Genomic DNA, 18,281 nt, shown 5'->3' with positions numbered 1-18,281 from the left:
CCTCCGGCCGGTTCATTAGTTTGCCGACCGGCATCACCACAAGAAACAAAGGGCGTTTCCATGTCTGCTATCGTTGACGTTATCGGCCGTCAGATTTTCGACAGCCGCGGCAATCCAACCGTCGAGGTCGATGTCGTTCTCGACGATGGCAGCTTCGGCCGCGCCGCGGTGCCCTCGGGCGCCTCGACCGGGGCCCACGAAGCCGTGGAGCTGCGCGATGGCGGCGAGGCCTATATGGGCAAGGGCGTGCTCAACGCCGTCGATAACGTCAACACCCTGATCGCCAACGAAATCGAAGGCATGGATGCCCTCGACCAGATCGCGGTCGATCAGGCCATGATCGAGCTCGATGGCACGCCCAACAAGGGCAAACTGGGGGCCAATGCCATTCTCGGCGTATCCCTCGCCGTTGCCCGCGCCGCCGCCGAATCGAGCGCATTGCCGCTTTGGCGCTATGTCGGCGGCCCCAACGCCCGCCTGCTGCCCGTGCCGATGATGAACATCATCAACGGCGGCGAACATGCCGACAACCCGATCGACATCCAGGAATTCATGATCATGCCGGTGGGCGCGGATTCGATTTCCGACGCAGTGCGGATCGGCACGGAAATCTTCCACACCCTCAAGAAGGGTCTGGCGGCCGAAGGGCACAACACCAATGTGGGCGACGAGGGCGGCTTTGCTCCGAACCTGTCCTCCACCGAAGACGCACTCGGCTTCATCATGAAGTCCATCGAAAAGGCCGGTTACGCTCCCGGCGAGGACGTCTATCTGGCGCTCGATTGCGCCTCCACTGAATTCTTTGACAACGGCAGCTACAGCCTCAAGGGCGAAGGCAAGACGCTGGGTTCGGACGAAATGGTCCGCTATCTCGAAGACCTTACCGCCCGTTTCCCGATCATCTCGATCGAAGACGGCATGGCCGAGGACGATTGGGAGGGCTGGAAGGCCCTGACCGAGGCGATCGGCAGCAGGGTGCAGCTCGTGGGCGATGACCTTTTCGTCACCAACACCGAACGCCTCGTCTCGGGCATCAAGATGGGCGTCGCCAACTCGATCCTCGTCAAGGTCAACCAGATCGGTTCGCTGTCGGAAACCCTCGAAGCGGTCGAGACCGCGCACAAGGCGTCCTACACTTCGGTCATGTCGCACCGCTCCGGGGAAACCGAGGATTCGACCATCGCCGACCTCGCCGTGGCGCTGAACTGCGGTCAGATCAAGACCGGCTCTCTGGCTCGTTCGGACCGGCTTGCCAAATACAACCAGTTGATCCGCATCGAGGAGTTCCTCGGCACCTCGGGCCGTTACGCCGGTCGCTCGATCCTCAAAGGAGCGTAGAGAGCCGCTTGGGGAGGCTGCAATGCGCGCGGTCGTTTCCAAACGCTACGGTCCTCCCCACACATTGAGGCTCTGTGATGTTCCCGTTCCCAAACCGGGGCCTGGCGAAGTGCTGGTGCGCGTCTGCGCGGCATCGGTCAATTCATGGGATTGGGACCGGCTGATCGGCAAGCCTTTGGCTCGGATTGCCGAGCCCTTCGGTCCGTCCCACAAAATAGCCGGTGCCGATATCGCCGGCGTGATCGAAGCCCTCGGAGAAGGTTCAGAGGGCTTTGCAGTCGGCGATCCGGTTTTCGGGGATCTTTCGGACGGCAATTGGGGTGGCTTTGCCGAATATGCATGCGCGCCAATATCAGCGCTGGCGCATATACCGGATGGGCTGAGTTTCATTGATGCCGCCACCTTGCCCCAGGCGGGCGCTTTGGCCCTGCAAAGCCTGCGCAAGAGTTCCGTTCCCAAACCCTCGATCCTCATCAACGGTGCCGGTGGAGGTGTTGGAACCTTTGCCATTCAGATGGCCAAGCAACTCGGTGCGGCGATCACGGCCGTTGATAGCCCGGGGAAGCGCGACCGGGTGCTTGCTCTGGGCGCCAATGCGTTCATTGATTATCGCACAATCGATTTCACCACTGCCGGTGACCAATATGACCTGATCATCGACGTCGTCGCCCATCGCTCGGCCGGTGCCTACGCCAGGGCGCTTCGCGAGGGAGGCGTGCTCGTGGTTATCGGCGGCACCATCCGCAGTCTTCTCTCCGTCGCCTGCTTTGGTAGCGTCATCGGAAAAACACAACGCAAGCGACTGGGCGTGCTATTTTACGAGGTCTCGCCACCCGATTTCTCGCAATTGGCGGGACAATGTGTCGACGGCCGGCTCATCCCGATCATCGACAGCGTCTTTCCCCTGGAGCGCGCAGCCGAGGCCCTCCAACGCATCGGGGGAGGCGAGGCGATCGGCAAGATCATCATTTCGGTATCTGACTGAAGCTCTACCGAAGCAAGAAGTCCTTAAGCTTGACGAAGTATGAAGGAAGCTTGGCAGCGTCCTACGGTTCGAGTTTCCATGCCCACCCGCGTCAAACGTCCTTCCATTCTCCTCAAGTTGAGCATAACCGCCGGTTTGCTCGCCTTTCAGGGCTATCTGGGCTATCATGTCGTCACGGGCGCCTTCGGCATTGATAGCCAGCGCGAGATGCTCGAGCAGATCCGCCTCCTTGAAGCCCGCCAGGCAGCGCTCGAAATTGAAATCGATTCCTATGAGCATCGGATAGCGCTCTTCGACCCGCGGCGGATGGATCCCGACATTCTCACTGAACGGGCCCGAGCGCTCCTGGGTCTGGTCCATCCCGACGATATCATCATCGTCCCTGACGCGCAGGACATAAACTGAATTTTAGTTTATCAGTGTTCTGAACCGAAATTCGGTTAACGATTAAATACATCGATTTTATAGACGTTTATCCGGTCTCGCGCCGTCACGCGACCCCTTTGCCGGTAGCATCGGCCGCGGTATTGTGCATCAATGCCTCCCGCATCCCGTGCACCTCGCCAATGGGGTGGCGGCACCGATCCACTTTCCGGAGACGTCGCATGGCGCGTAAAGCGACGGCCACCAAGGCCACTTCCAACATACCCGAACTGAGCAAGGACGAGGAGCTTCATGCATTCCGCGAGATGCTGCTGATCCGCCGGTTCGAGGAGAAGGCCGGCCAGATGTATGGCATGGGCCTGATCGGCGGCTTCTGCCACCTGTATATCGGACAGGAAGCCGTGGTGACCGGGATCACCATGGCGTCGAAAAAGGGCGAAGATGCCCAGATCACCGGATATCGCGATCACGGTCACATGCTGGTCATGGGGCTCGATCCTAATGCCGTGATGGCCGAATTGACGGGTCGTCAAGGCGGCCTGTCGAAAGGCAAGGGCGGTTCGATGCACATGTTCTCCAACGAACACCGATTTTATGGCGGCAACGGCATTGTCGGCGCTCAGGTTTCGCTCGGCACGGGCCTTGCTTTCGCCTCCAAATATCGCGGCGACGGCTCGGTCTCGATCACCTATTTCGGCGACGGCGCCGCAAACCAGGGCCAGGTCTATGAGAGCTTCAATATGGCCAAGCTCTGGAACCTGCCGGTCGTCTACGTGATCGAAAACAACAAATACGCCATGGGCACTTCGCTCGAGCGCGCTGCTGCCACCACCGATCTCTCCCAGCGCGGCCTCTCCTTCGGTATTCCCGGCGAGCAGGTCGATGGCATGGACGTTCGCATGGTCAAGGATGCTGCCGAGCGCGCCATCGAGCACGCACGGTCAGGGAAGGGACCCTACATTCTCGAAATGCTCACCTACCGTTACCGCGGTCACTCCATGTCCGATCCGGCGAAGTATCGCTCCAAGGATGAAGTGACCAGCATGCGTTCGGAGCGTGACCCGATCGAGCAGGTGCGCAAGCGCATTATCGAGAAGAATTACGCTGCCGAGGACGAGCTCAAGGATGTCGAAAAGGACATCCGCGCCATCGTCACCGCAGCGGCCGATTTTGCCACCAACGATCCCGAGCCCGATGCGTCCGAGCTCTACACCGACATCCTGATCGACTAAGCGCAGGCCCAGGAGAAAACATATGGCTACCGATATTCTGATGCCCGCGCTCTCGCCCACCATGGAAGAGGGCAAGCTTGCCAAATGGGTCGTCAAGGAAGGCGACAAGGTCGCGCCCGGCGATGTCCTGGCCGAAATCGAGACCGATAAGGCCACCATGGAAGTGGAAGCTGTCGATGAAGGGATCATCGCCAAGATCTTCGTTGCCGAGGGCACCGAAAGCGTGAAGGTCAACACCCCGATCGCCGCGCTCGTCGCCGAAGGCGAAGACGCCAGCGCCGTTCCCGAACCCGAGATTGGCCCTGACGAACCCAAGGAATCCGAAAAGCCCGGTTATTCCGACGCTGTCGAGAACAAGTCCCAGCCGACCACCAAAGCCGTCGATGCACCCGCTGCGCCTCAGTTCAAGCCGCAGAATGATCCCGATATCCCCGACGATGTCGAAATGGTCACCATGACGGTGCGCGAAGCGCTTCGCGACGCCATGGCTGAGGAAATGCGCGCCGACAAGGACGTCTTCGTCATGGGCGAAGAAGTCGCCGAGTACCAGGGTGCCTATAAGGTCACCCAGGGGTTGCTGCAGGAATTCGGCAAGGAACGCGTGATCGACACGCCCATCACCGAGCACGGCTTTGCCGGCCTCGGCGTCGGTGCCGCTTTCGCCGGCCTCAAGCCGATTGTCGAGTTCATGACCTGGAATTTCGCCATGCAGGCCATCGACCAGATCATCAACTCTGCCGCCAAGCAGCTCTACATGTCGGGCGGGCAGGTGACTGCGCCCATGGTATTCCGTGGCCCGAACGGAGCCGCCGCCCGCGTGGCCGCCCAGCACAGCCAGGATTATTCGGCTTGGTACAGCCACATCCCCGGCCTGACGGTCATCGCTCCCTATACCGCGGCCGACGCCAAGGGGCTGCTCAAGGCCGCCATTCGCTCGCCGAACCCTGTCGTCTTTCTCGAAAACGAGATCCTCTACGGTTCGACCGGCGAAGTGCCCAAGATGGATGACTTCGTCCTCCCCATCGGTAAGGCACGTATCGCCCGTGAGGGTAAGGACGTGACCATCGTTTCGTTCTCAATGGGCATGCGCTACGCCACGCAGGCCACCGAAAAACTGGTCGCCGCCGGCGTCGATGTGGAACTGATCGATCTGCGCACGCTTCGTCCGCTGGATATCGATACGGTGATCGAGTCGGTCAAAAAGACCGGCCGCTGCGTCACCGTCGAAGAGGGCTGGCCTCAGGGCGGCATCGGCTCGGAAATCGCCGCCCGCCTCATGGAGCGCGCCTTCGACTATCTAGATGCGCCCGTGACCCGCGTCACCGGCAAGGACGTTCCCATGCCTTACGCCGCCAACCTCGAAAAGCTGGCGCTCCCGAGCGTCGACGAGGTGATCGCCGCCGTCAACGCCGTCACCTACCGCAGCTAAGGGAGGCATCGGATGCCCATCAACATCACCATGCCCGCCCTCTCGCCCACCATGGAGGAGGGGACCCTCGCCAAATGGCACGTCAAGGAGGGCGACACCGTCTCCTCCGGTGACGTGATCGCCGAAATCGAAACCGATAAGGCGACCATGGAAGTGGAAGCCGTCGACGAAGGCACCATCGGCAAGATCCTGGTTGCCGAGGGCTCGGAAAACGTCAAGGTCAACGCCGTCATCGCAGTGCTACTCGAAGAGGGCGAAGACGCCGACGACATTGGCGATACCTCGTCCGGCCAAGCCGAGGTTGAGAAGTCGGAAGAGGCGCCCAAGGTCAGCCAAGCGGACGAAAAAGCCGAAGCCAAAGCCGAGGGCACGCCAAAGGCCCCGTCTTCAAGCTCGGATGCTAAACCAGCTCCTGAGCCGCTGCCGGCGCCCAAGACCGACGGCAACCGCATCTTCGCCTCCCCACTGGCTCGTCGTCTCGCCAAGGAAGCCAACATCGATCTCTCCGCTATCTCGGGCTCCGGTCCCAAAGGCCGCGTCGTCAAGGCCGATATCGAGAAGGCGAAAAAGGATGGTGTTCCCTCCAAGCCCTCCGCCGCACCTGCGCAGGGGGCTCAGCTCGCAGCAGGTCTTGGCAAGAACCAGGTTCTCGCCATGTACGAGGAGGGCACCTACGACCTCGTCCCGGCCGATGGCATGCGCAAGACCGTCGCGGCGCGCCTCACGGAGTCCAAGCAGACCGTCCCGCACTTCTATCTCACCATCGATTGCCGCATCGACGATCTGATGAAGGCCCGCGAGGAGATCAACGCAGCGGCGCCCAAGGACAAGGACGGCAAGCCAGCTTACAAGCTCTCGGTTAACGACTTCATCATGAAGGCGTGGGCCATCGCGCTCCAGCAGGTGCCGCAGGCCAATGCCACCTGGGCGGGCGACGCCATCCTCTACCACCACCGCTCCGATGTCGCCGTCGCCGTTGCCGTTCCCGGCGGTCTCTTCACGCCCGTCGTCAAGTCCTGCGACCAAAAGACCCTGCGCCAGATCTCGGACGAGGTGAAGGATCTCGCCACCCGCGCGCGCAACAAGAAGCTTGCCCCGCACGAATATCAGGGCGGTTCGACCGCGGTTTCCAACCTCGGCATGTACGGCGTCAAGCACTTCGGCGCCGTCATCAACCCGCCCCACGGCACGATCCTTGCGGTAGGGGCAGGTGAAGAGCGCGTCTACGCCGAAAAGGGCCAGGTCAAGACCGGCCAGTTCATGACCGTCACCCTCTCTTGCGACCACCGCTCCGTCGACGGCGCTCTAGGCGCCGAACTGCTGGCGGCGTTCAGGAAGCTGATCGAAACACCTGTGATGATGCTGGCTTGAACAAGGAGAGGATGATGAAAACCATCCTCGCCTTCGGCGACAGCCTCACCTTCGGCACCGACCCCGTCGTCCAGGGTCGGCGCCATGCTTATGAGGACCGCTGGCCGACCCGGCTCGAAGCCGGCCTCGGCGGCAAGGCTCGTGTCATAGCCGAGGGCCTGGGCGGCCGGACAACGGTGTTCGACGACTTCGCCTCGCCGTCCGACCGCAACGGAGCCCGTGTCCTGCCGACGCTTCTGGCGAGCCATGAGCCGCTCGATGCCGTCGTCGTCATGCTGGGCACCAACGACATGAAATCCCACATCTGCGGCAGCGCCTTCAGCGCCGCCCGCGGCATGCGGCGCCTTGTGGAGATCGTTCGAACGTTCCCATGGGCAGCAACGCCGGCGCCCCAGGTCGTGCTGGTTTCTCCGCCCCATTGCATCGAAACCGCCGCACCTGCGCTGGATCCCAATTTCGGCCAGATGATCGCCGAAAGCCGGCAGCTTGCCACCCATTATCAACGCGTTGCCGAGGAAACGGGCTGCCGCTTCTTCGACGCGGCGACCGTCTCCAAGGCCTCGCCGGCCGATGGCGTTCATCTCGACGCCCCCAATACCCGCGCCATCGGCGATGCTCTCGCGCCGATCGTTAAAGACATGCTCGGGCTCTAGCCCGGAACAACAAGAGGAAAGCCATGGCGGATCAATACGATATCATCGTGATCGGTGCCGGTCCCGGCGGCTACATCGCGGCCATCCGTGCCTCGCAGCTCGGTCTCAAGGCGGCCATCGTGGAGCGCGAACACATGGCCGGCATCTGCTCGAACTGGGGCTGCATCCCCACCAAGGCGCTTCTGCGCTCGGCCGAAATCTATGGCCACATGTCCCATGCCAAGGATTATGGCCTCAAAGCCGATCAGTTCGATTTCGATCTCGACGCCATCGTCAAGCGCTCGCGCGGCATCGCGGGCCGCATGAACGATGGCGTGCAGTTCCTGATGAAAAAGAACAAGATCGATATCATTTGGGGCGAAGCCACCATCACCAAGCCCGGTGAAGTCACCGTCGCGGCAACGAAAAAGAAGCCTGTCGAACCCCAGCACCCCAAGCCCAAGACGACGCTGGGCGAGGGCACGTACAAAGCCAGGAACATCATCGTCGCCACGGGCGCCCGTCCGCGCGTCCTGCCCGGCATCGAGCCGGATGGGGAGAAGATCTGGACCTATTTCGAGGCGCTGAAGCCCGCCAGGATGCCAAAATCGGTGGCCGTCATGGGCTCGGGCGCCATCGGCATCGAATTCGCCTCCTTCTATCGCTCGCTGGGCGCCGAGGTCACCGTCATCGAACTGCTGCCGCAGATCATGCCGGTCGAAGACGCCGAGATCGCCGGCCTTGCTCGCAAGCGCTTCGAAAAGCGCGGCATCCAGATCCTGACCGATGCCAAGGTCGGCAAGGTGGACAAGACCAAGGACGGCATCACCGCCCATGTCGAGCTCAAGAGCGGCGACAAGAAGGAGATCAAGGCCGACGTGCTGATCTCCGCCGTTGGCGTACAGGCCAATTCCGAAAATCTCGGCCTTGAGAAAGCGGGCGTGAAGATCGATCGCGGTGTCATCGTCGTCGACGATCACGGCCGCACCAATGTGGAAGGCATTTGGGCCATCGGCGATGTCGCCGGTCCCCCCATGCTTGCCCACAAGGCCGAGCACGAGGCCGTCATTGCCGTCGAAACCATCGCCGGCAAGACTGTCCACGGCCTCGATAAATCGAAAATCCCCGGCTGCACCTATTGCGAGCCCCAGGTCGCCAGCGTCGGCCTCACCGAAGCCAAGGCCAAGGAACTGGGCCGCGACATCCGCATCGGCCGCTTCCCCTTCGTGGGCAATGGCAAGGCCATTGCTCTGGGCGAGCCCGACGGCCTCGTCAAAACCATCTTCGACAAGAAGACAGGCGAACTCCTGGGCGCCCACATGATCGGCGCCGAAGTCACCGAACTGATCCAGGGGTTCGTGGTCGCCATGAACCTGGAAACCACCGAGGAAGAGTTGATGCACACCATCTTCCCGCATCCGACCCTTTCGGAAACCATGAAGGAAAGCGTGTTGGACGCCTATGGTCAGGCGCTGAACATCTAAAAAGGCACGGATCGCCCAGACTCACCGCTCCGTGCTATGGTCTTGATGTCGGAGGAGGAAACCCCGACATCAGGTCGATGCATCCAAACGCAAGTCGAATGCATTGACCCATCGTCCATAACCCAATTGGAGAGCCAGTATGGAAGGTGTAGGTTGGATAGGCGCAATCATCATTGGCGGCATTGCCGGATGGATTGCCGAAAAGATTATGGGTTCTGACCAAAATCTTTTGATGAACATCATTCTCGGTATTGTCGGCGCCATCGTCGCCAATGCCATCCTTGCGATCTTCGGCATCAATTTTGCCGGCTGGATCGGCAATTTGATCGCCGGCGTCATTGGCGCCTGCATCCTCATCTGGATCGGCCGTATGATCCGCGGACGAACGTAACTCTCATGCGGCCGCGCCCTTTCGGCGCGGCCGGCACGCTCCATAGGGGCGATAGAACAAGAACACAGCGTCGTTTCCTTAGCTTTGATGAAGCTATGAGATGACCCAGGGGCAGATATGGTAACGCTTCTCGACACGGCGGCACGTCAGGCCGCCCGCCATCCGGAAAAGGCAAAGCGGCCCGATACCGAGATGCTGCGCAAGCCCGAATGGATCCGGGTCAAGGCGCCCGGTTCGCCGGTCTACCGCGAAACCCAGGAAATTGTCCGCAAGCATGGTCTGGTCACCGTCTGCGAGGAAGCCGGCTGCCCCAATATCGGTGAGTGTTGGAGCAAGAAGCACGCCACCATGATGATCATGGGCGAGATCTGCACCCGAGCCTGCGCCTTCTGCAACGTGCGCACCGGCCTGCCGACCGCGCTCGATCCCAACGAACCCGAAAACGTCGCCAAGGCCGTCGAAAAGCTTGGGCTTGAACATGTGGTCATCACCTCGGTCGACCGCGACGATCTGGCCGATGGCGGTGCGCAACACTTCGCCGACGTTATCCTCGCCATCCGGGCCCGCAACCCGCGTACGACGATCGAAATCCTCACGCCCGACTTCCTTCGCAAGGAAGGCGCGCTCGAAATCGTCGTCGCCGCCAAGCCCGATGTCTTCAATCACAACCTTGAGACCGTTCCGTCAAAATATCTCACGGTCCGTCCGGGTGCGCGCTACTTCCACTCCATCCGCCTGTTGCAGCGGGTCAAGGAGATCGATCCGCAGATGTTCACCAAGTCCGGCATCATGGTCGGGCTGGGCGAAACCCGCAATGAAGTGCTGCAGTTGATGGACGATTTGCGCATTGCCGATGTCGATTTCCTAACCATCGGCCAATACCTGCAGCCCACTCGCAAGCACCACAAGGTGGAAAAATACGTGACGCCCGAGGAATTCAAGTCCTACGCGACCATCGCCAAGACAAAGGGATTCCTGCTGGTGTCGTCGAGCCCGCTCACCCGCTCCTCACACCATGCCGGCGAGGATTTCGCCGAACTGCGCAAGGCCCGTCAGGCAAGGCTCGGTCTGACTTGATGAAAAAGACCTTCGAGCGTTTCGTCCCGCATTCGGCGGCGCAGATGCTTGCGCTCGTGGCCGATGTCGACACTTATCCCGATTTCATTCCTCATTGCGAACGCATGGATGTACGCCGCAGCGCCGACGCGCCGCAAACGCGCTTCGATGCCCGTATGCACATCAAGTTCGGTCCGATCGCTCAGGCTTATACAAGCCGCATCGAGGTCGATAGGGAAGCCTGCACCCTGCGCGCCCGCGCTGTCGACGGACCGTTTTCCCATCTCGACAGCATATGGCGTTTCACTGAGACGGGGCAGGGCACGTCCATTCGCTTCGATATAGACTTCGCGATTGCCAATCCCCTGTTGCGCGCTGTGGCCGAGCCGGCTTTTGCCGCCAAGCAGGAAGAAATCATCGACGCCTTCGTCGCTGAGGCGCACCGCCGCTACGGCGGTGCGCAGGATTAGGCTTTCCGGCGTGTTCCCTTGGTGCCGTTGAGTTCGACGGCTGAACGGAACAGTGCCTTCAACGCTTCCTCGTCGATCTCGTCACCTTCGGAAATGTCGATGGCCCGGCGGGTGTTGCCGTCGAGGCTGGAATTGAACAGACCAGTCGGATCGTCAAGGGAAGCCCCTTTGGCGAAAGTGAGCTTGATGTAATTTTTGTAGCTCTCGCCGGTGAACAGCGTTCCGTTATGCGACCACACCGGAACCCCGCGCCACTTCCATTCCTCCACCACCTCGGGCTCGACCTCTTTGATGAGCGCCCGAACCTTGGCAAGCTTTTCGCCGCGCCAATCGCCCAGATCGCTGATCCTGCCGTCGATCAGCCGCGAGGCTTCCGCTGCGTCTTGAGCCATCCTCTCTTCTCCCTCACTCAAACACCGGTCTGACGACCGGCGCGCCACCTTACCGCATGCGGCAGCACGAACATATAGAGCCCCGTGGCAAGCAGCAGGAACAGCGGCGGCAGCGGAGTGTAATAGATCCATTCGGCCGGCTCCATGCCAACTCCGAGCATGATGAAGATCGCCGCGACGGTGATGGTGAAGATGATCGAAAGCCAGCGGTGAATCTGGCGAATCCATTTGCTCAAGGAAAACCTCCGATACTTTGGTGAGCGGACACTTGTTCGCTCGATCATGTGCTCAATCCAATTGGCTGACGACTTTTTCGAGGTTCTCGAGGTTCTGCCGCCACCCGACCTTGGCGCCGCCGAAAGCCTGCTTCTGATCGGGACGGAAGCCGACCTGTTCCATGCGCAATTGCGTACCGTCGCCCGCAGGGGTGAGCGTAAAGGTCACCACGCTTTTGAGGGCATAGGTCGGATCTTCGTGATTGTAGTCCCACGTATAGGACAGCGTCTTGTGCGGCTCGACGGTCAGCACTTCGCAGTCCACGCCGCCCCAATCCCCCGACAGATTGAACTTGTGGCCCACCGAGGCATTGAAATCGTTCTTCATCAGCCATTCGGAGATCAGGTGTGGCTGGGTCAGCGCTCGCCAGATCTTTTCGGGAGGGTAGGGGATATCCCGCTCGACCACCACGGAGAGCGTTTCGGTTGATGCCTGGGTCATTGGTCCATCCTTTTCAGTAAATCCTCGAGATCGTCGAACCGACTTTCCCAGAAGCTGGTCATGTCCTTCGTCCAGTCGACCAGGGGCTTTAGGGCAGCAAATTCGGCACTGTAGTGGGTTTGGCGACCTTGCTGACGGTCGCGAACCAATCCGGCCCGTTTCAAAATTCCAAGATGCTTGGAAACGGCGGGCTGTGAGATGCCGGCCATGGCGGTGATGGCACTGACGGTCGTATCTCCATCGCGGCACAAGCGTTCAAAAATCGCCCGTCGCGTCGGATCGGCAAGTGTGCGGAACAGAATGTCGTGCGGCTGATCCATGATGTATAACTCGTGAGCTATTGATTTGACCAATAACTGACGAGCTATATGTGAGTCAAGCGAGAGGATGCAAAAAAGACAATATTGCTTGGGAGGGAATGGCCGTTATCCTTCGCCCGACTCAGAAGCAATGAGCCGACGTGGAGGATATCGATATGGACGTTTATTATCCGGTTGCCACCGTAACGCTGCTGGTAGGCATTACGCTCTTTGGCATGGCGCTGACCGTGGCGAGAACGCACGCGAAGACCGGTATCCTCGCCCCCGCAATGTCCGGCGATCCTCGCCTCGAGCGCGCGGTTCGCGGTCACATGAACACCATTGAATGGACATTGGTGTTTCTCCCTGCCATGTGGCTGTTCGCCATATATTGGAGCGTAACCTGGGCTGCCGTCTTGGGTGCCCTCTGGATTTTGGCGCGGATCGCTTATTTTATCGGTTATCTCGCAGCGCCCGAAAAACGTTATCCCGGCTTTTTGGCTCAGGTCCTGGTGACGTCGATATTGTTGTTCGGGGCACTCGGTAGAATAGTGTTTCTTTGGATCGCCTAATAGGAATCCAGCACCATTTCCAGCGCGACCCGCACGGAAAGTTGGCGCACGATATCTCGTCCCTGATCGCCGAACTCTTCCTTTCGGTGCAGCGTGCGCTCCTTGGTCGCCACGGCAAAGTGGACAAGCCCGATGGGCTTTTCCTCCGATCCGCCGCCAGGACCGGCGATGCCGGTAACCGAAACCGCAAGATCGACGCCGGCCTTGCGCAGCGCACCTTCGGCCATGGCGCGCGCGACCGGTTCGGAGACGGCGCCGTGCTCGGAGATAAGGTCCGCCGGCACGTCGATCAAGTCGGTCTTGGCGCGGTTATCGTAGGTTACGAACCCCCCATAGAGCATGCGCGAGGACCCGGCGACCGTGGTGAGCGAAGCGGCGATTAGTCCGCCGGTGCAGCTTTCGGCGGTGACCATCATATGGTCGGCCACTATGAGCCGATCGTTGACCTTTTTGGCCAGCGCCAGGGTTTCGGAATCGAGCATTAGGAGTGATCCTGCGGAATTTCGATGGTAGCGATAGCCTGGGCGGCTATGCCTTCTTCACGGCCAGTAAAACCCAGTCGCTCCGAAGTGGTTGCCTTCACCGCCACCCGGCTAGGCGAAATGTTGGCGATCTGCGCGATTCGCTCGCGCATCGCCACCACATGCGGCCCGATCTTGGGACGCTCGCAAATGATCGTGACGTCGAGATGCACCACACGTCCGCCCCGCTGCCGGACCAGCGATACAGCGTGTTCGAGAAAGATCGCCGAATCGGCGTCCTTCCATTCACTCTCGCTGGGCGGGAAATGCTTGCCTATGTCTCCATCCGCCAATGCGCCGTAAAGCGCGTCCGAGAGGGCATGCAGCACCACGTCCGCATCCGAATGGCCCTTGAGCTTGGCCGAATGCGGTATCGCGATATTGCCCAGGATCACTGCATCGCCCTCGGTGAAGGCATGCACGTCAAAACCTGATCCCACCCGCGTTTCCATGGTGTTTTCCTTCCCGACGATCCGCTCGGCCCGTTCGAAATCGCTCGGCAGCGTAACTTTGATGTTGCGTGAATCGCCCTGGGCGAGGGCGACCGACAGACCGGCCCATTCTGCAATGGCGGCGTCGTCGGTGAACCCGTCGCTCATTGCAATTGCACGCCGATGCGCATCGTAGATCGGTGCGAAGTGAAAGCCCTGCGGCGTCTGTGCGGCAAAAAGCTGCGTCCGATCCTCGGTTCCGCCCACCGTTTTTCCATCCGTCGAGCGTTTGATGGTGTCGGTCACCAGCGTTACCGGCAGCGCTCCATCTGCGCCATCGAGCGCCGCGATCACGTTGTCGATCAGTGTCGAATCTATGAACGGCCGCGCCCCGTCATGGATCAGGACGATATCGGGCGGATCGCCGGCCAGCGCTTCGAGTCCCTTGAGCACTGAAACTTGCCGCGTCTCACCGCCCGGAACCGGCGCACTGAGCCGCGGGTCGGAGAGTCCGAGCCCCGCGAACAAATCCCCTTGATCCGCGCCGATCACAGGGATCACCCGATCGATCTGCGGAGCGGCCAGAAGCGCTGAAAGCGTGCGGCTGAGCAGCGGAACACCGGCTATGGGACGGTATTGCTTAGGCGTGCCATCGCCACCGGCCCGCTCACCACGCCCTGCGGCAACCACGAGCGCGACAATTGTTCGAAACTGTGTCATTAAACTTTGACCATCCTTGGCCATAGGCCCGGGGCAAATCCTATCCCGCAATTAAACTTCCCCGCTGGCGGAAACAAGGACAGCAGGGCTGTCTTTAGCAAAACGATCCAGAACAGGGCATTGAAACGGCGCGATTTTTGACTAATCTGTCACCAAAATCGCCACGTTGTATAGTTTTGAGGCAGAAGATTGGCGCTGGATGCCCGCGAAATAAGCATTGGTGATCTGCCTGTCCGAAATTGTGCTTTCCTCGCACCCATGGCGGGGATCACAGATAGGCCCATGCGCGACCTCGTCGCTCGCTTCGGAGCCGGCTTGGTCGTATCGGAAATGATCGCCAGTGCAGCCCTCGCCACCGGCCAGAAGGAAATGGTGCGCAAGCTCGCTCCGTCCGGCGGCCTGCCGCATGTGGTCCAGCTCGCCGGCTGCGAGGCGGAGTGGCTGGTGCGCGGCGCAAAGATAGCCGAGGATGCTGGCGCCGATGTGATCGATCTCAATTTCGGTTGCCCCGCCAAGCGCGTCACCAACGGCTTCGCCGGCTCCGCCCTCATGCGCGTTCCTGATATTGCGCTCTCTTTGATTGAAGCCGTTGTCGACGCCACGAGCCTGCCCGTCACCGTCAAGATGCGTCTGGGCTGGGATGATGAAAACCTCAACGCGCCCGACATCGCCCGCAGGGCCGAGGCCGCCGGCGTGAGGCTGATCACGGTTCACGGTCGCACCCGCCAGCAATTCTATAAGGACACCGCCCGCTGGCACCTCGTCCGCCCTGTGGTCGATGCGGTTTCCATCCCCGTCGTCGTCAATGGTGATATTCTAGGCCCGGTCGAGGCCGATGCCGCGCTTGCCCAATCGGGCGCCCATGCCGTGATGATCGGCCGCGGCGCCCAGGGCCGGCCTTGGGTCGTAGGGCAGGTGGGTGCCCATCTCGCCGGCCGGTCCGGTCCCGCTGCCCCTGAAGGCGCGGACCTCATCGACCTCGTTGCCGCCCACTATGAAGACATGCTCTCCGAATACGGGACCGACCTGGGTGTCCGCGTTGCCCGCAAACATGTCGGCTGGTATCTCGACGCCATCGGCAACACCTCCAGCAAGTCCCGCCGCCCCGCAATGACCGAGGAAGACCCGCGCGCCGTGCTCTCGCTTCTCCCAGATATTTTCGATTGCGCCTGGAGCCGGGCCGCATGAACGCCGCGATCGAAATCGACCTGCACACCTCCATTCTGCAATCGCTGCCCCAGCCCGTCCTGGTCTGCGCCGAGGATGGCGCCATCATCTTTGCCAACTATGCCGCCGAAGCTTTCTTCCACGCGTCCTCGTCCATCCTGACACGGCAGAAGCTCTCCGATTTCATCGCCTTCGGGTCGCCCATCCTCAGCCTCATCGAGAGCGTCGCCACACGCCTCGCGCCGATGATTGAATATCGCGTTCAGGTCGGCACCTCCCGCGTCGCCGAGGATCGCATCGCCGACGTCTATGCCAGCCCGATTCCCGAAATGCCCGGCTTCGTGACGCTCATCTTCCAGGAGCGCACGATGGCTGACAAGATCGACCGCCAGCTCGTCTCGCGCGGCGCGGCGCGTTCGGTGACCGGGCTTGCCGCCATGCTGGCCCATGAGATCAAGAACCCGCTCTCGGGCATACGCGGCGCGTCCCAGCTCCTCGAACAATCCGCCACCGGCGACGACCGCGTGCTCGCGCGCCTGATCCGCGACGAAACCGACAGGATCGTCGATCTCGTCGACAGGATGGAGGTGTTCGGCGACGAGCGCCCGGTGGAGCGCATGCCGATCAACATCCACGTGGTCCTCGAACGCGTCAAACTGCTCGCGGCCAATGGCGTCGCCAAGGGCATCGCATTCTCGGAAGACTACGACCCGAGCCTCCCGCCCGTCCTCGGCGATCGCGATCAACTCATCCAGGTCTTCCTTAATCTCATAAAGAATGCCGCCGAAGCCCTTGATCGGACGTCTAAACCAGAAATTAAGATCATGACGGCGTTCCGCCCTGGCATCCGTATAGCGGTCACCGGGGTTGCCCAGCGCATTTCCCTCCCGCTCGAGATCATCATCGAGGATAACGGCCCCGGCGTCCCCGCTGATATCCTGCCGTTCCTCTTCGACCCGTTCGTCACCACCAAGCTCTCGGGCTCCGGCTTGGGTCTTGCCCTCGTCGCCAAGATCGTGGGCGACCATGGCGGCGTCATCGATTGCGACAGCAGGCCGGGCCGCACCCGTTTCCGTATCCTTCTGCCGGTTGCCAAGGGCGCCGACGCCAAGCCTTCCGAACACCAGGACTGACCACATGGCCGGACAAACCATCCTTCTCGCCGACGACGACGCGGCCATCCGCATGGTGCTCAACCAGGCGCTCTCTCGCGCCGGCTATGAAGTGCGCCCCACGGGCAATATCTCGACCATGTGGAACTGGGTGACGCGAGGGGAGGGTGATCTGCTCATCACCGACGTCTCCATGCCCGATGGCAACGCGTTCGACGTCATGCCCAAGATCAAAAAGCTCCGCCCCGAGTTGCCGATCGTGGTGATGAGCGCCCAGAACACCTTCATGACCGCCATCCGCGCGTCGGAAATGGGCGCCTACGAATACCTGCCCAAGCCCTTCGATATCACCGAGGTGCTTGCGGTCGTCGGGCGGGCCCTGGCCGATGCACGCCGCCCCGCCGCTGCCGACCGCAAGCCCGACGAGGGCGAGAACATGCCGCTGGTCGGCCGCTCGGCGGCCATGCAGGACATCTACCGCGCGTTGGCTCGCCTGATGCAGACCGATCTCACGGTCATGATCACCGGCGAGAGCGGCACGGGCAAGGAGCTGGTCGCCAAGGCGCTGCACAATTTCGGCAAGCGCAAGAACGGCCCGTTCGTTGCCATCAACATGGCCGCCATCCCTCGCGACCTGATCGAGGCCGAACTGTTCGGCCATGAAAAGGGCGCGTTCACCGGCGCAACGGCCCGCTCCTCGGGCCGGTTCGAACAGGCCGAGGGCGGCACGCTGTTCCTCGACGAGATCGGCGACATGCCCATGGATGCCCAGACCCGACTGCTGCGTGTCCTCCAGGAGGGTGAATACACCATGGTTGGCGGTCGCACCCCGATCAAGACCGACGTGCGGATCGTCGCCGCCACCCACCGCGATTTGAGCCAGTTGATCCGCCAGGGACTATTCCGCGAGGATCTTTATTACCGTCTCAACGTCGTTCCCATTCGTCTGCCGCCCCTGCGCGAACGCATCGATGACGTGCCCGATCTCGCCGCGAGTTTCCTGAAGGCGGCGCAGCGCGAGGGTGAGGTGCCCAAGGTGCTCGCCTCCGACGCCCTTAAGCTCATGCAGCAATATCACTGGCCTGGAAACGTGCGCGAGCTCGAGAACCTGGTCCGTCGCCTTGCCGCGCTCTATGCCGATGAGGTGATTTCGCTCGAAATCGTCCAGAACGAGCTCAACCTCACCGACCGCGCCAATTTCACCGCCAAGTCCGGCCCCGCCGATATCGCAACCGTGATCGAAACCGAGCTGGCCCAGCTTTTCCGTGAATATGAGCCGAACCTGCCTCCGGCCGGGGTTTATCAACGCGTTCTCGACAAGGTCGAAGTGCCCCTGATCTCAACGGTGCTCAATCTTTGCGCCGGAAACCAGATCAAGGCCGCCGAACTCCTGGGGCTCAACCGCAACACGCTGCGCAAGAAGATTCGCGGCCATGGCATTGAGATCGTTAAGCATTCTCGGCAGTTGGGATAGCTTTCTGACCGCGGTTCCAGGGAGCATCCCGCTGGGTCGCCTTGATGCCGCCGTCGAAAAAGCTTAAGTCCGCGCGAATGTGCCCTGGGGACGCATTTCCGGCT

Annotated in this window: 21 protein-coding genes; 15 read left to right on the top strand and 6 right to left on the bottom strand. The window is 61.1% G+C overall.

The annotated features are described in order from the left end of the window. Positions 1-60 precede the first annotated feature (60 nt). The 11 genes from eno to NO932_RS09685 all read left to right on the top strand — a co-directional run bounded on the left by eno (position 61) and on the right by NO932_RS09685 (position 10,772). Positions 61-1,338: a phosphopyruvate hydratase gene (gene eno, locus NO932_RS09735; RefSeq protein ID WP_309207206.1), complete on the top strand. Its 1,278-nt coding sequence runs from the start codon at positions 61-63 to the stop codon at positions 1,336-1,338. 22 nt (positions 1,339-1,360) lie between these two features. Next, positions 1,361-2,323 (top strand): NAD(P)-dependent alcohol dehydrogenase, encoded by a 963-nt coding sequence (locus NO932_RS09730; RefSeq protein ID WP_309207205.1) that lies wholly within the window; start codon positions 1,361-1,363, stop codon positions 2,321-2,323. 78 nt (positions 2,324-2,401) lie between these two features. Then, a complete protein-coding gene (locus tag NO932_RS09725) occupies positions 2,402-2,728 on the top strand; it encodes a septum formation initiator family protein (protein WP_309207204.1) in 327 nt (108 codons plus the stop codon). A gap of 200 nt (positions 2,729-2,928) precedes the next feature. Further along, complete coding sequence (pdhA, locus tag NO932_RS09720) at positions 2,929-3,939, top strand: pyruvate dehydrogenase (acetyl-transferring) E1 component subunit alpha (RefSeq protein WP_309207203.1); 1,011 nt, start codon at positions 2,929-2,931, stop codon at positions 3,937-3,939. 22 nt (positions 3,940-3,961) lie between these two features. Continuing rightward, positions 3,962-5,368 carry a pyruvate dehydrogenase complex E1 component subunit beta gene (locus NO932_RS09715; RefSeq protein ID WP_309207202.1) on the top strand — a complete coding sequence of 469 codons (1,407 nt, stop codon included), beginning with the start codon at positions 3,962-3,964 and terminating at the stop codon, positions 5,366-5,368. Positions 5,369-5,380: 12 nt separating this feature from the next. Then, positions 5,381-6,739, top strand: a complete 1,359-nt coding sequence (locus tag NO932_RS09710) for a pyruvate dehydrogenase complex dihydrolipoamide acetyltransferase (protein WP_309207201.1) — start codon at positions 5,381-5,383, stop codon at positions 6,737-6,739. An 11-nt stretch (positions 6,740-6,750) separates the two neighbouring features. Next, the gene (locus NO932_RS09705) at positions 6,751-7,392 is read left to right on the top strand and encodes an SGNH/GDSL hydrolase family protein (protein WP_309207200.1); all 642 of its coding nucleotides are present in this window, start codon (positions 6,751-6,753) and stop codon (positions 7,390-7,392) included. Between the two features lie 23 nt (positions 7,393-7,415). After that, complete coding sequence (gene lpdA / locus NO932_RS09700; RefSeq protein WP_309207199.1) at positions 7,416-8,855, top strand: dihydrolipoyl dehydrogenase; 1,440 nt, start codon at positions 7,416-7,418, stop codon at positions 8,853-8,855. A gap of 139 nt (positions 8,856-8,994) precedes the next feature. Further along, positions 8,995-9,246, top strand: a complete 252-nt coding sequence (locus NO932_RS09695; protein ID WP_309161206.1) for a GlsB/YeaQ/YmgE family stress response membrane protein — start codon at positions 8,995-8,997, stop codon at positions 9,244-9,246. A 117-nt stretch (positions 9,247-9,363) separates the two neighbouring features. Beyond that, positions 9,364-10,323 carry a lipoyl synthase gene (gene lipA / locus NO932_RS09690; protein ID WP_309207198.1) on the top strand — a complete coding sequence of 320 codons (960 nt, stop codon included), beginning with the start codon at positions 9,364-9,366 and terminating at the stop codon, positions 10,321-10,323. Continuing rightward, a complete protein-coding gene (locus tag NO932_RS09685; protein ID WP_309207197.1) occupies positions 10,323-10,772 on the top strand; it encodes a type II toxin-antitoxin system RatA family toxin in 450 nt (149 codons plus the stop codon). Before lipA ends, NO932_RS09685 begins: the two co-directional genes overlap by 1 nt. Here NO932_RS09685 and NO932_RS09680 read toward each other — a convergent pair. The 4 genes from NO932_RS09680 to NO932_RS09665 are packed head-to-tail and all read right to left on the bottom strand — an operon-like array spanning position 10,769 to position 12,201. After that, a complete protein-coding gene (locus NO932_RS09680) occupies positions 10,769-11,164 on the bottom strand; it encodes a DUF1801 domain-containing protein (RefSeq protein ID WP_309207196.1) in 396 nt (131 codons plus the stop codon). The two genes, NO932_RS09685 and NO932_RS09680, sit on opposite strands and share 4 nt — an antisense overlap. 17 nt (positions 11,165-11,181) lie before the next feature. Further along, entirely contained in the window at positions 11,182-11,448 is a 267-nt protein-coding gene (locus NO932_RS09675; RefSeq protein WP_309207195.1) for a hypothetical protein, read from the bottom strand. Positions 11,449-11,452: 4 nt separating this feature from the next. Continuing rightward, positions 11,453-11,881, bottom strand: a complete 429-nt coding sequence (locus tag NO932_RS09670) for an SRPBCC domain-containing protein (protein ID WP_309161211.1) — start codon at positions 11,879-11,881, stop codon at positions 11,453-11,455. Then, on the bottom strand, positions 11,878-12,201 hold the full coding sequence (locus NO932_RS09665; protein WP_309161212.1) for a metalloregulator ArsR/SmtB family transcription factor: 324 nt from the start codon (positions 12,199-12,201) through the stop codon (positions 11,878-11,880). The genes NO932_RS09670 and NO932_RS09665 overlap by 4 nt, the downstream gene beginning before the upstream one ends. 140 nt (positions 12,202-12,341) lie before the next feature. Between NO932_RS09665 and NO932_RS09660 the strand changes: the two genes are divergently transcribed. Next, complete coding sequence (locus NO932_RS09660) at positions 12,342-12,752, top strand: MAPEG family protein (protein ID WP_309161213.1); 411 nt, start codon at positions 12,342-12,344, stop codon at positions 12,750-12,752. Here NO932_RS09660 and NO932_RS09655 read toward each other — a convergent pair. Beyond that, on the bottom strand, positions 12,749-13,234 hold the full coding sequence (locus NO932_RS09655; protein ID WP_309207194.1) for a CinA family protein: 486 nt from the start codon (positions 13,232-13,234) through the stop codon (positions 12,749-12,751). The two genes, NO932_RS09660 and NO932_RS09655, sit on opposite strands and share 4 nt — an antisense overlap. Next, complete coding sequence (locus tag NO932_RS09650; protein WP_309207193.1) at positions 13,234-14,424, bottom strand: bifunctional 2-C-methyl-D-erythritol 4-phosphate cytidylyltransferase/2-C-methyl-D-erythritol 2,4-cyclodiphosphate synthase; 1,191 nt, start codon at positions 14,422-14,424, stop codon at positions 13,234-13,236. Before NO932_RS09650 ends, NO932_RS09655 begins: the two co-directional genes overlap by 1 nt. 210 nt (positions 14,425-14,634) lie before the next feature. Between NO932_RS09650 and dusB the strand changes: the two genes are divergently transcribed. From dusB to ntrC, 3 genes are read left to right on the top strand one after another with little or no spacing between them, the layout of a single operon-like run. Continuing rightward, positions 14,635-15,612 (top strand): tRNA dihydrouridine synthase DusB, encoded by a 978-nt coding sequence (gene dusB, locus NO932_RS09645; RefSeq protein WP_375142880.1) that lies wholly within the window; start codon positions 14,635-14,637, stop codon positions 15,610-15,612. Continuing rightward, entirely contained in the window at positions 15,609-16,724 is a 1,116-nt protein-coding gene (locus NO932_RS09640) for an ATP-binding protein (protein WP_309207191.1), read from the top strand. Before dusB ends, NO932_RS09640 begins: the two co-directional genes overlap by 4 nt. A gap of 4 nt (positions 16,725-16,728) precedes the next feature. Further along, the gene (ntrC, locus tag NO932_RS09635; RefSeq protein WP_309161217.1) at positions 16,729-18,177 is read left to right on the top strand and encodes a nitrogen regulation protein NR(I); all 1,449 of its coding nucleotides are present in this window, start codon (positions 16,729-16,731) and stop codon (positions 18,175-18,177) included. Positions 18,178-18,281: the final 104 nt, after the last annotated feature.

Source organism: Pelagibacterium sp. 26DY04, assembly GCF_031202305.1.
In the GTDB taxonomy this organism is placed as follows: domain Bacteria; phylum Pseudomonadota; class Alphaproteobacteria; order Rhizobiales; family Devosiaceae; genus Pelagibacterium.
Note: the sequence above shows the minus strand (reverse complement) of the source record. Positions and strands in the feature narration are given on the sequence as shown.